Below are 14,209 nucleotides of genomic sequence, written 5' to 3'. Positions count from 1 at the left end.
AGCCGGAGGAAGGACAACACGACGTCGTCGGTTGCCGGCGATGGTTGACCCACTGCGGCGGTGGAGAGCACGGCCGTCGTTCAACTGTGATCCCACGGCACTTGGACGGCGTCGACGCAACGGAAACGGGCCGCGCCGCGAACGATGGATCAAATATCCGGGGTGGGCCATAGTAGGCACCGCCATATGTGGCTTCGGGCCGCACATCGCAGCGGAAGGCGCGGGTTGCACGACCAGCCGTCAGCGTGATCGTTCGCTACCAGTCAAGGAACATCCGGCGTCCGTCGACGGGTGCTTGATCAGTCGTGCCGGCCGGACGGCCGCTGCATCGCTAGGAGGAAACTGATGATTCCGTTGTCGTTCGCCCAGCGCCGACTCTGGTTCATCGAACAGCTCGAAGGTCCCAGCACCCTCTACAACATTCCTCCGCTGGTGTTGCGGCTGCACGGCGAGCTGAACCCCGCCGCGTTGCGCCAGGCGCTGCGCGACACCCTCGACCGGCACGAGGTGCTGCGGACCCTCCTGAGTGTCAGCGACGGCGAGCCGTACCAGCGGATCCTGGGCATCGACGAGTTGGGCTGGGACCTCACCGTCGTGCCCACCACACCGGACGGGCTGGACGCCGCGGTGGCGACCGCGACCGGCCACGTCTTCGACCTGGCGGGCGAGGCGCCGATCCGAGCCTGGCTGTTCGCCGTGGCCCCGGACGAGCATGTCCTGGTCGTGGTGCTGCACCACATCGCGTCCGACGGCTGGTCGGTCGGGCCGCTGATCCGGGACGTGTCCACGGCGTACGAGGCGCGTCGTGCCGGACGCGCCCCCGACTGGGCGCCGCTGCCGGTGCAGTACGCCGACTATGCCCTGTGGCAGCGCGAGCTGCTCGGCGACGAGAACGACCCGGAGAGTGTTCTCTCTCAGCAGATCGGCTACTGGCGGCGGACCCTCGACGGTGCGCCGGAGGAACTGACGCTGCCGTTCGACCGGCCCCGGCCGCCGGTAGCCGGGCACCAAGGCCACTCCGTACCGTTGGCGGTGCCGGCCGAGGTGCACGCCCGGCTGGTCGAACTCGCCCGGGTCGAGGGCGTGACCGTGTTCATGGTCGTGCAGGCGGCGCTGGGCGTCCTACTGTCGAAGCTCGGCGCCGGCACCGACATCACTATCGGCACCCCGGTCGCCGGGCGCACCGACGTCGCCCTTGACGACCTCGTCGGGTTCTTCGTCAACACCCTGGTTCTGCGCACCGACCTGTCCGGCGAGCCCACCTTCACCGAGCTGCTGGCCCGGGTCCGTCGGTCCACCTGGGAGGCGTTCGAGCACCAGGACGTGCCGTTCGAACGGCTCGTCGAGGATTTGGCTCCGACCCGCTCGCTGTCGCGCCACCCACTGTTCCAGGTCCTTCTGACGGTCAACAACCTCGCCGTCGGCGACGTGCAGGGCATGGCGCCCGACCTGTCCGGCCTGTCGGTGGAGGGGGGCACGCCGGGCACCCCGGCGGCAAAGTTCGACCTGGAGTTCGCCCTGGAGGAGGTGCTCGACGCCGGTGCACCGGCCGGACTGAGGGGCGCGGTCATCGTGGCCGCCGACCTGTTCGAGGCGGCCTCGGCCCGGCTGATCGCCGACCGGTTCGTCCGGGTGCTGCGGGCCGTGTCGGCGGGTCCGGGGTTGCGGTTGGGTGCGGTGGATGTGTTGGGGGAGGTGGAGCGGCGTCGGTTGTTGGTGGAGTGGAATGGTGCGTCGGTGGCGCGGGTGGGTGAGACGTTGCCGGAGTTGTTTGCGGCGCAGGTGGCGCGGACGCCGGGAGCTGTTGCGGTGGTGTGTGGTGGTGTGGCGTTGACGTATGCGGAGTTGGATGCGCGGTCGTCTGGGTTGGCGGGGTTTTTGGTGGCGGGTGGTGTGGGTCCGGAGTCGGTGGTGGGGGTGTGTTTGCCGCGTGGTGTGGATTTGTTGGTTGCTTTGTTGGGTGTGTTGAAGGCGGGTGGGGCGTATTTGCCGATTGATCCTGGTTATCCGGTGGAGCGGGTGGCGTTGATGGTGGCTGATGCGGCGCCGGTGGCGGTGGTGACGTCGTCGGTGGTTGGGGGGGTGTTGCCTCGGGGGGTGGCTCGGGTGTCGGTGGATGACCGGGTGGTTGGTGGTGGGTTTGTTGGTTGTTCGGTTTTGCGGGGGGAGCATCCGGCGTATGTGATGTTTACGTCGGGGTCGACGGGTCGGCCGAAGGGTGTGGTGGTGGAGCATCGGTCGGTGGTGGATTTGTTGGGGTGGGCGGTGGAGCGGTTTGGTGGTGGGGGTTTTTCGCGGGTGTTGGCGTCGACGTCGTTGAGTTTTGATGTGTCGGTGTTTGAGTTGTTTGGGCCGTTGGTGTGTGGGGGTTGTGTGGAGGTGGTGGCTGATTTGTTGGTGTTGGCGGATGGGGGTCGGGATTGGGATGTGAGTTTGGTGTGTGCGGTGCCGTCGGCGTTGGTGCGGGTGTTGGGTGGTGGGGTGGGTGCTCGGGTGGGTGTGGTGGTGTTGGCTGGTGAGGCGTTGTCGGGTCGGGTGTTGGGTGAGGTGCGGTTGGCGTTGCCGGGTGTGCGGGTGGCGAATATTTATGGGCCGACTGAGGCGACGGTGTATTCGACGGAGTGGTTTGCGGATGGGGTGGTTGGGGGTGTGCCGCCGATTGGTCGGCCGGTGAGTAATGCTCGTGTGTATGTTTTGGATTCTGGGTTGTGTCCGGTGCCGGTGGGTGTGGTTGGTGAGTTTTATTTGTCGGGTGTGGGGTTGGCGCGGGGTTATTTGGGTCGGGCGGGGTTGACGGGTGAGCGGTTTGTGGCTAATCCGTTTGAGTGTGGGGGGCGGATGTATCGGACGGGTGATTTGGTGCGGTGGGGTGTTGATGGGTTGGTGGAGTTTGTGGGTCGTGCTGATGATCAGGTGAAGGTTCGTGGTTTTCGGATTGAGTTGGGTGAGGTGGAGGCGGCTGTTGCGGGGCATCCGGATGTGGCTGAGGTGGCGGTGGTTGTTTCGGAGGACGCTTCGGGTGATAAGCGGTTGGTTGCGTATGTGGTGCCGGTGGCGGGTGTGGATGGTGGGGTTTTGTCTTCTGCGGTGCGGGCGTTTGTGTCTGGGGTGTTGCCGGGTCATATGGTGCCGGCGGCGGTGGTGGTGCTTGATGGGTTGCCGTTGTCTGCGGTGGGGAAGTTGGATCGGCGGGCGTTGCCGGTGCCGGATTTTGGGGTGGGTGCTGGTGTGGGGCGGGGGCCGTTGAATGCTCGTGAGGAGTTGTTGTGTGCGGGTTTCGCGGTGGTGTTGGGTGTGGAGAGTGTGGGCGTCGACGATGATTTCTTCGCTCTGGGTGGTCACTCGCTGCTGGTCGTACGGCTGGTCGAATGGCTACGCCAACGGGGCGTGTCGGTATCGGTACGGGCGTTGTTCCAGACCCCCACGCCGGCGGGGCTCTCCGTGGCGGCGGGTGCCCGGACCGTCGAGGTGCCGCCGAACGTGATCCCGGCGGATGCCCAGGAGATCACGCCGGAGATGCTGCCCCTGGTACGCCTGACGGCGGACGAGCTGGCTCGGGTGGTGGACACGGTCGACGGCGGCGCGGCGAACGTCGCCGACATCTACCCGCTCGCGCCGTTGCAGGAGGGCATCCTCTTCCACCACCTGCTGGCCGAGGGGGGCCGGGACGCGTACCTGCTGCCGACCGTGGTGCGGTTCGACACCCGGGACCTGCTCGACCGGTTCCTGGGCGCGCTCCAGCGGGTGATCGACCGGCACGACGTCTACCGCACCGCGATCTTCTGGGAGCGGCTTTCCGCGCCGGTGCAGGTGGTGTGGCGCCGAGCGACGCTGCCCGTGGTCGAGATCGCGCTGGAGCGGACCACTGCCGACCCGGTTACCGCCCTGGTCGACGCCGCCGGCGTGTCGATGGACGTCACCCGGGCGCCGTTACTGGACGTGCACGTCGCGGCGCTGCCGGACGGCGACGAATGGCTGGCGGTGGTGCGGGTGCATCACCTGGTGCAGGACCACCTGGGGCTGGATGTGCTCCTCGACGAGGTGCGGGCGTTCCTGTCCGGACGGGGTGACCGCCTGGCCCGACCGCTTCCGTTCCGCGACTTCGTGGCCCAGGCCAGAGGCGAGGTCGAGAGCCGCGAGCACGACGGTTACTTCGAGCAACTGCTCGGGGACGTCACCGAGCCCACGGTGCCGTACGGGGTGGCGGACGTACACGGTGACGGCGCCGGGGTGGTACGCGGCGGGACGCAGCTCGCGTCCGGGTTGACCGACCGGCTCCGGACGGTCGCCCGGCGGCTCGGTACGAGCCCCGCGACGGTGCTGCACGTCGCGTGGGCGCGGCTGCTCGCCACGTTGTCCGGCCGGACGGACGTGGTGTTCGGCACGGTGTTGTTCGGACGACTGAACGCCGGCACCGGATCGGACCGGATCCCGGGTCCGTTCATCAACACGCTGCCCGTGCGGGTACGGGTCGACAACGACGGCGTGGTGGCGGCCGTCGGCGGGATGCGGGCCCAGCTCGCGGAGCTGTTGGAGCACGAGCACGCACCGTTGGCCGCGGCGCAGCGGGCGTCCGGGGTGGACGCCGACTCGCCGCTGTTCACCAGCTTGTTCAACTACCGGCACAACTCCGGTCAACCATCCGCCGAGGACACGTCGGAGGAACTGGCCGGCATCCGGCTGGTCTCCTCCTCGGAACGCACCAACTACCCGCTGATCGTCTCGGTCGACGACGACGGCGACCGGATCGGCTTCGCGGTGGACGCTGTCGCCCCGATCGATCCGGACGCTGTCGGGCAGCTCATGCGCACCACGGTGGCGGCCCTGGTGTCGGCCCTGGAGGCGGCCTCGGACGGGTCACCGGACCTGCCGCTGAACAGGGTCGAGGTGCTCGGCTCCGCCGAGCGGCACCGGGTGCTGACCGAGTGGAACGACACCGCTTCCCCGGTTGGGGAGGTGACGGCCGTCGAACTGTTCGAAGGATGGGCCGGACGGACCCCGGACGCGGCAGCGGTGGTGGCCGACGGGGTCGAGCTGACGTACGCCGAGGTGGACGCGCGGGCGAACCGGTTGGCGCGCCTGCTGGTGGACCGTGGCATCGGCCCGGAGTCGGTGGTCGGAGTGTGCCTGCCGCGCGGCGTGGACGTCGTGGTGGCGGTGTTGGCGGTGTGGAAGGCGGGGGGCGCGTACCTGCCGATGGATCCGGACCATCCGGCGGAGCGGATCGGGTTCATGCTCACCGACGCGCGGGTCGCGGCTCTGCTGACGGACAGCGGCGGCCGGGACCGGCTTGCCGGCATCGGCGCGGAGGCCGGGGTGGCGCTGACCGCGCTGGACGATCCGGCGGTGCGCGACGAGCTGGCCGGGCGCAGCCCCGCCGACCTGACGGACGCGGACCGCCACGCCGCCGTGGCGGCGGCCCACCCGGCGTACGTGATCTACACGTCGGGGTCGACCGGCCGGCCGAAGGGGGTGGCGGTCACGCACGGCGGCTTGACCAACTACGTGACGTGGGCGGTGGAAGCGTACGGCGCGGCCGATGGTGGTGCGGCGCCGTTGCACTCCTCGTTGGCCTTCGACCTGACGGTGACGAGTCTGGTGGTGCCGTTGGCGTCGGGCTCGGCGGTGTGGGCCAGCGCGGTCGGCGGGGTTGACGGGCTGGCCGAGCTGGTCCGTCGGTCCGGCGGCTTCGGGCTGGCGAAGGTGGTACCGGCTCACCTGCCGATGCTGGGGCAGGCGCTCGACGACCGGGAGGCCGCCGGTGCGGCGCGCCGGTGGGTGGTCGGCGGTGAGGCCCTGGCCGGCGCCGACGTGGAGGCGTGGCTGGCGCGGGCGCCGGAGTCGGTGGTGGTCAACGAGTACGGGCCGACGGAGACCGTGGTGGGCTGCTGCGTGTTCGAGGTCGCGGCCGGTGACGGGGTGGGTGCCTCGGTGCCCATCGGGCGGCCGGTCGCGAACACCCGGCTGTACGTGCTGGACGGGCAGTTGTCGCCGGTGCCGGTGGGGGTGGCCGGGGAGCTGTACATCGCCGGGGCGCAGCTGGCGCGGGGGTATGTGCGGCGGGCGCGGCTGACCGCGGAGCGGTTCGTGGCGTGTCCCTACGGCGGCACCGGCGAGCGGATGTACCGGACCGGGGACGTGGTGCGCTGGAACGCCGCCGGGCAGTTGGAGTACCTGGGCCGTACCGACGAGCAGGTGAAGATCCGCGGCTACCGGATCGAGCCCGGTGAGGTGCAGGCCGTGGTCGCGGAGCATCCGTCGGTGGCCAGGGCGGCCGTCGTCGCCCGCGAGGACGCTCCCGGCAACGTCCGCCTGGTGGCCTACGTCGTCGCGGACGAGGCCGCGGGCCCGGCCGACGCCGGGTTACCCACATCGGTACGGCAGTTCGTCGCGAACCGGCTGCCGGACTACCTGGTGCCGTCCGTGGTCGTTGTGCTCGACGACCTGCCGCTGGCCAGCAACGGCAAACTCGACCGCAGGGCGCTGCCGGCCCCGGAGTACCCGGCGGGCACGGGCCGGGGCCCGTCCACGGTGCGGGAGGAGATCCTCTGCGAGGAGTTCGCGAAGATCCTCGGGCTGCCGCTCGTAGGTGTGCACGACGACTTCTTCCGGATGGGCGGCCACTCCCTGCTGGCCGTGTCGTTGGTGGAGCGGTTGCGGGCGCGTGGGTTGTCGGTGTCCGTCCGGGCGTTGTTCGAGACGCCGACCCCGGCGGGGTTGGCGGCCACCGCGGGCACCACCGGCATGGTGGTGCCGGCCAACGCCATCCCGGCCGACGCCGGGCATCTCACGCCCGCGATGTTGTCCCTGGTGGAATTGGACGCGGACGAGATCTCCCGGATCGTCGACGGGGTCGACGGGGGCGCGGCGAACGTCGCGGACATCTACCCCCTCGCGCCGTTGCAGGAGGGTCTGCTCTTCCACCACCTGTTGGCCGGTGAGGGGCGGGACACCTACGCGGCGCCGACCGTGTTGATGATCGACTCGCGGGAGCTGGTGGACGCCTTCGTGGCAGCGCTCCAGCAGGTGGTGGACCGGCACGACATCTACCGGACCTCGGTGGTGTGGCACGGCGTACGCGAGCCGGTGCAGGTGGTGTGGCGCCGGGCGGTGCTGCCGGTGACGGAGGTGGTGCTGGACCGCGACGGCGGCGCCCCGGTCGACCAGTTGCTGGCACTCAGTGCCACGCCCATGGATCTGGGCCGGGCACCCCTGCTCGACGTGCATGTCGCGCCGGAGCCGGATGGCGACCGGTGGCTGGTGCTGGTCCGTGCGCATCACATGGTGCAGGACCACACGACGCTGGAAGCCGTGTACGAGGAGGTGCGCGCCTTCCTGTCCGGGCGTGGTGCGCAACTGCCGCCGCCGCTGCCGTTCCGGGAACTGGTGGCGCACGCCCGGGGCGGGATGCCCCGGTCCGAGCACGAACGGTTCTTCACCGAGCTGCTGGCGGATGTGACCGAGCCCACCACGCCGTTCGGTCTGGTGGACGTGCACGGCGACGGTACCGACCTGGACCAGGCCATCGTCCGGTTCAGCCCGGAGTTGGAAGCGCGGGTACGCGACGTGGCTCGCCGGTTGGGGACGAGCCCGGCGACGCTGCTGCACGTGGCCTGGGCACGTACGTTGGCCGTGGTCAGCGGCCGGTCCGACGTCGTGTTCGGGACGGTGCTGTTCGGCAGGATGAACGCCGGCTCGGGTGCCGACCGGGCCCTCGGCCTGTTCATGAACACCCTCCCGGTACGGGCCCGGACGCAGGGCGAGGAGGGCGGGACGGGTGTGCTCGCCGCGGTCACCGCGATGCGTGCGCAGCTGGCGCGGCTGCTCGAACACGAACACGCGCCGTTGGCGGTGGCGCAGCGGGCCAGCGGCGTCGCGGCGGACACCCCGTTGTTCACGGCGCTGTTCAACTACCGGCACAACTCCGGTCGACCGGCGCCGCAGGGCACGGACGAGAATCCGGACACCCGGGCGGACGGGGTCGAGTTGCTGATGATCCGGCCGCGCAACAACTATCCCCTGACGGTCGCGGTCGACGACGACGGTGACGGGATGGGGCTGGCCGTGGACGCGATGGCTCCGATCGACCCACGGGCGGTCGGTGGCCTGGTGCGCACCGCCACGGACAACCTGGTGACGGCGCTGGAGGTGGCACTCGACGGCGGCCCGGAGTCGCCGTTGACCGAGGTGGAGGTGCTCGACGACGACGAGCGCCGGCGCCTGCTGGAGGGGTGGAACGACACCGCGACCGGCGTCGCCGCACCGCACGTCGTGGCGCTGTTCGAGCGACGGGCCAGCGAGACGCCGGACGCGGTCGCCGTGGTCGACGACGGCGTGCCGACCAGCTATGCCGAGCTGGACGTGCGGGCGAACCGGTTGGCCCACTACCTGCTGGCCCAGGGGGTGGGCGCCGAATCGGTGATCGCCCTGGCCCTGCCGCGTGGGCTGGAGATGGTCACCGCGATCCTCGCCGTCTGGAAGGCCGGCGCCGCCTACCTGCCGGTCGACGCCGAGCAACCCGTCGACCGGATCGCGTACGCCCTGCGTGACAGCCTGGCGGTACTGCTGCTGACCACCGAGGAACTGGTGGCCGACATGCCCGCCGGCAAGGTGCGCATCGTCGCCGTGGACGGGGCGATGACCGCCGCGCACCTGGCGGTGGCCGAGACGACCGGGCCGGAGCCGGTCCGGCATCCGAGCCACCTGGCGTACGTCATCTACACGTCGGGTTCGACCGGCCGGCCGAAGGGGGTGGCGGTTACCCACGGCGCGCTGGCCAACTATGTGGCGTCGGTGCCGGACCGGCTCGGTTTCGCCGCCTCGGGCGGGCGATACGCCCTGTTGCAGGCGCAGGTGACGGACCTCGGCAACACGGTGCTGTTCGCGAGCCTGACCCGAGGTGGGCAGTTGCACGTGCTGCCGGAGGAGAGGGTGACCGACCCGGTGGCGGTGGCGGCGTACCTGGCCGAGCACCGGATCGACCACGTCAAGGCGGTGCCGTCGCACCTGATGGCGTTGACGGCCGCGGGACGGTTCGAGGACGTGATCCCGACCGGGTCGCTGGTGCTCGGTGGCGAGGCCGCCGCCGCGGACTGGGTGCGCGAACTGGTCGCGGCGGCCGGCGACCGAATGGTGTTCAACCACTACGGGCCGACGGAAACCACCATCGGCGTACTGACCGCCCCGCTGGGCGGCGGTGCCGTGGTGCCGATGGGCACGCCGATCGACAACGTCCGCGCCTACGTCCTCGACGACGCCCTCCGGCCGGTGCCGGCCGGGGTGGCCGGGGAGCTCTACCTCGCCGGTGCCGCCCTGGCGCGGGGATACCTGCGGCGACCGGCGCTCACCGCCGAACGATTCCTCGCCTGCCCCTACGGCGGTTCCGGGGAGCGGATGTACCGTACCGGCGACCGGGTGCGGTGGACCGGTGACGGGCAGCTGGTCTTCCTCGGCCGCGTCGACGAACAGGTGAAGATCCGCGGCTACCGGGTTGAGCTCGGCGAGATCCGGGCCGTGCTCGCGGCGCATCCCGGGGTGGACCAGGCGGCCGTGATCGCCCGCGAGGACGTCCCCGGCGACAAGCGGCTCGTCGGGTACGTGGTGCCGGACGAGGACGCCGACACCGAGGAACTGCCGGCCTCGATCCAACGGTTCACCGCCGCTCGGCTGCCCGGCCACATGGTGCCGGTGGCGTTCGTCCTGCTCGACGCCCTGCCGCTGACCAGCAACGGCAAGCTGGACCGCAGGGCCCTGCCAGCTCCCGAGTACCACACCGGGACCGATCACCGCCGCTCGTCGTCCGACGTCCGGGAGGACATCCTCCGGGTCGCCTTCGCCGACGTGCTCGGTCTGCCGGCGGTCGGGCCCGACGACGACTTCTTCGCCTTCGGCGGGCACTCGCTGCTGGCGGTACGCCTGATCAGCCGGATCCGGGCGTTGCTCGGCGTCGAGGTCGAGATCCGGGTGCTGTTCGAGTCACCGACCCCCGCCGGCCTGCTCTCCCGGCTGACCGAGGCGGACGAGGCCAGGGCGCCGCTGGTGGCCCGGGTCCGTCCGGAGCGGGTGCCGGTCTCCTACGGTCAGCGCCGGCTGTGGTTCATCGCCCAGCTCGAAGGGCGCAGTTCGACGTACAACATCCCGAAGGTGGTACGGCTTACCGGCGAGGTGGACCGGACGGCCCTCGCCGCGGCCATCCGGGACGTCGTCGGCCGGCACGAGACACTGCGTACGGTCTTCTCGACCGTCGATGGCGAGCCGTATCAGCGGGTGCTGCACCCCGACGAGGTGCCCGAGGTGTTCTCGGTGGTGGAGGTCGCTACGGACGGGTTCGCCGACGCGCTGGCCCGGACCGAGGCGTACGAGTTTGACCTGTCGACCGACGTCCCGGTGCGAATGTGGCTGATCACGGCCGGCCCCGAGGAGCAGGTGCTGGTGGTGGTGGTGCATCACATCGCCGGCGACGGCTGGTCATGGGGGCCGCTGGCCCGGGACTTCTCCATCGCGTACGCGACGCGGTGCGAGGGCCGCGCCCCGGCCTGGACGCCGCTTCCGGTGCAGTACGCCGACTTCGCCCTCTGGCAGCGCGAGCTGTTGGGCGACATCGCCGACCCACAGAGCCTGGTCTCCGCCCAGGTGGCGCACTGGCGGGAGGCCCTGGCCGGGGCGCCGGAGGAGTTGCCGCTGCCGACGGACCGGCCCCGTCCGGCGGCGGCGAGTCACCGTGGTCACGCGGTGCCGGTCAGGATCTCGGCCGAGACGCACGCGCGCCTGATGGAGATCGCCCGCGCGGAGGGCGTCACCCTGTTCATGGTGTTGCACGGCGCGCTGGCCACGCTGCTGTCCCGGCTCGGCGCCGGCACCGACATCCCGATCGGCTCCGCCCTCGCCGGGCGCGTCGACGAGAATCTCGACGATCTGGTCGGCTACTTCGTCAACACCTTCGTGCTGCGTACCGATCTGTCCGGAGACCCGACCTTCGGCGAGATCCTCGCGCGGGTACGCGAGACGAGTCTGGCGGCGTTCGCCAACCAGGAGGTGCCGTTCGAGCGCCTGGTCGAGGAACTGGCGCCGACCCGCTCGCTCGCCCGTCATCCGCTGTTCCAGGTGATGTTGCTGCTGGAGAACACCGCCGAGGTGGTGCTGGACCTGCCCGGCGCGACGAGCGGCGGGGTGCCCGGCGCGGCGCCCACCGGCGTCGGGGTGGTCAAGTTCGACCTGGACTTCAGCATGGCCGAGGTCCGTCACTCCGACGCCACGGCGGCCGGGCTGATCGGTACGGTGACCGCCGCCGCGGACCTCTTCGACGTCGCCTCGGCGCGGCGTATCGCCGACCTCTGGACGAGGGTGCTGGACCTGCTGGCGGCCGACCCGTCGGTGCGGCTCGGCGCCGTCGACGTACTGGACGCCGACGAGCGGCACCGGATCCTCACCGGGTGGAACAACACCGCGCTGGACCTGCCGCACGGCACCGTGGTCGACCTGTTCGAGGCACAGGTGGCGCGCACCCCGGACGCGACCGCCCTGGTCTACGGCGACGTGGAACTCACGTACGCGGAGCTGGACGCGCGGGCGAACCGGCTGGCCCGGTACCTGACCGGGCGCGGGGTGGGACCGGAGTCGATCGTCGCGACCGTCTTCGAGCGCACCGACGACCTCGTTGTCGCGCTGCTCGGCGTCATCAAGGCGGGCGGCGCGTACCTGCCGATCGATCCGGCGTACCCGTCCGAGCGGACCGCCTACGTCATCGCCGACGCGGGCGTGGTGTGCCTGCTGACCAGCACCGGGCTACGCGCGCACCTGGCCGACTTCGGGGTACGCCCGGACGAGCCGGACAGCGTGCCGGTGGTCTACGTCGACGATCCGGCGGTGGTGGCAGACCTTACCGGCCGCGACCCGGCCCCGCTCCGCGCCGACCTGCGCCCCGAGCATCCGATGTGGGTCATCTACACCTCCGGCTCCACCGGACGCCCGAAGGGGGTGCTGGTCGAGCACCGTGCGATCGAGAACTTCCTGGTCGCCATGCAGGACCGGTTCCGACTGACCACCGACGACCGGCTGCTCGCGGTGAGCACCGTCGGCTGCGACATGGCGGGCTTCGAGTTCTACCTGCCGTTGGTCGCCGGGGCGCGGATCGTGCTGGCCTCGCAGGATCAGGTGCTCGACCCGTGGGAGCTGCGCCGGCTCGTCCGAGACTCCGGAGCGACGATGGTCCACGCCACTCCCAGCCTCTGGCGCGGCCTGATCTCCGACGCCGACGACCCCGTCGACTGGACCGGGGTACGGGTCATGGTCGGCGCCGAGGCGCTTCCCGGCGAGTTGGCCCGTACGCTGCTCGACCGGGTGGGCGGCTTCAGCAATCTGTACGGCCCGACCGAGACCACGGTCTGGTCGACGGCCCGGCTCACCACCAGCGACGCGGGGGACATCTCCGCGATCGGCGGACCGATCGGCAATACCCAGGTCTATGTGCTCGACGCCCGGTTGGCCCCGGTGCCGCCGGGCGTCGCCGGCGAGCTCTACATCGCCGGCGACGGGCTGGCCCGGGGTTACCTGGGACGACCCGGGCTGACCGCCGAACGGTTCCTGGCCTGCCCGTTCGGCGGGGCCGACCGGCGCATGTACCGCACCGGCGACCTGGTGCGCTGGAACACCGACGGCGACCTGGAGTTCCTGGGTCGGGCCGACGACCAGGTCAAGGTGCGTGGTTTTCGGGTCGAGTTGCGCGAGATCGAGGCGGTGCTGGCCGCCCGGGAGACCGTCGCACAGTCCGCGGTGCTGTTGCGCGAGGACAGTCCCGGCGACCGGCGGTTGGTGGCCTACGTCGTGCCGGCGCACGGCGTCCGGCCGGACGAGGACCTCGGCCCGGCGCTGCGCGCCGCCGTGCGGGAACAGCTTCCCGACTACATGGTGCCGGCGGCCGTGATGGTGCTTGAGCGGTTCCCGCTCATGCCGAACGGGAAGCTGAACCGCAAGGCGCTGCCGACGCCCGAGTACGGTTCCGGAAGGGCCGAGCACACTCGCAGTGACGCGGTGGTGGAGGACGCCCTGTGCGACGCGTTCGCCGAGGTGCTCGGTGTGGAGAAGGTCGGCCCGTACGACGATTTCTTCGCCCTGGGCGGCCACTCTCTGCTGGCGGTGCGCTGGGTCGAGCTGATCCGGCAGCGGGGCCTGTCGTTCGCGGTCCGGGACCTGTTCGTCGCCCCGACCGTGGCCCAGCTGATCGAACGGATGAACCTGTCCTCGATGGCCAACGGGCTGGAAGTGCTGCTGCCCATCAGGACCAAGGGCGACCGTCCGCCGATCTTCTGCCTGCCGCCGGCCGGTGGGCTCAGCTGGAGCTACAGCCCGCTGGCCCGGTTCGTGCCCAAGGACATCCCGCTGTACGGGTTGCAGAGTCCCGGAATGAACGGCAGCCGTCCGATGACCACGTCCCTGCGCGAGGCCGCCGCGATCTCCGTCGAGCAGATCCGGTCGGTGCAGCCGACCGGCCCGTATCACCTGCTCGGCTGGTCCTACGGCGGAGCGCTCGCGCATGAGGCGGCGGTGCAGTTGCAGGCCGTGGGGGAGGAGATCGGTGCCCTGATCATCCTCGACCAGTTCCCCAAGGATCCGGGGATCAAGGCGGTCATCGGCGACGAGCCGGCCGAGGACGAGGAGACCCAACTGGACCGCCTGACCGAGGTCGTCCGCAGGGAGGCGGGCGCCGTTCTCGGCAACGCCCCGGAGGAGGAACTGCGGCGCTTCGCCCGAGTCTGGGCCAACAACTTCACCTGTATCAGCGGGCACGAGTACGGCCGGTACGAAGGGGACGCCCTGCTGATCGTCGCGGAGAACAACATCCCGGACGGCTGGCCCACCGCGGAGCGGTGGCGGCCGTACATCTCGGGCACGATCAGCGAGGCCCGGCTGCCGTGCGGACACGAGGACATGAACACGCCGGCGATGCTGGGGGAGATGTGGTCCGTCGCGGCGGCCTGGCTGGGCCTGGCCGAGGCGGAGGAGCCGGCCGACCAGGAGGAGCCCGCCGGCACACAGGACTGACGACCGACGCGGATCGGCCCCGCGTCCTCGCCTCCCGGCGGGGACGCGGGGCCGATCCGCGTCCGTGGGACGCGCCGGAACAACACGCGTCCGCAACGCTGGTGAACCCGGACGAGTGACCGGTCGCGGACGGCGACCGGCCCGGGACGACGTGGGCGTCCCGGGCCGG

General features: G+C 70.8%; 1 protein-coding gene. It reads left to right on the top strand.

Features of this window, described 5'->3' with window-relative positions:
* Positions 1–345: 345 nt before the first annotated feature.
* Positions 346–14,040, top strand: coding sequence for a non-ribosomal peptide synthetase (locus OG792_RS20220; RefSeq protein ID WP_329101139.1), 13,695 nt, complete (start codon positions 346–348; stop codon positions 14,038–14,040).
* Positions 14,041–14,209 lie beyond the last annotated feature (169 nt).

The organism is Micromonospora sp. NBC_01699 (genome assembly GCF_036250065.1).
Lineage (GTDB): Bacteria > Actinomycetota > Actinomycetes > Mycobacteriales > Micromonosporaceae > Micromonospora_G.
This window is presented reverse-complemented; position numbering and strand designations above follow the sequence as displayed.

What these genes read in the sequence shown, in the direction of transcription:
- OG792_RS20220 (WP_329101139.1), top strand. Translation starts at nt 346, where the DNA reads ATGATTCCGTTGTCGTTCGCCCAGCGCCGACTCTGGTTCATCGAACAG.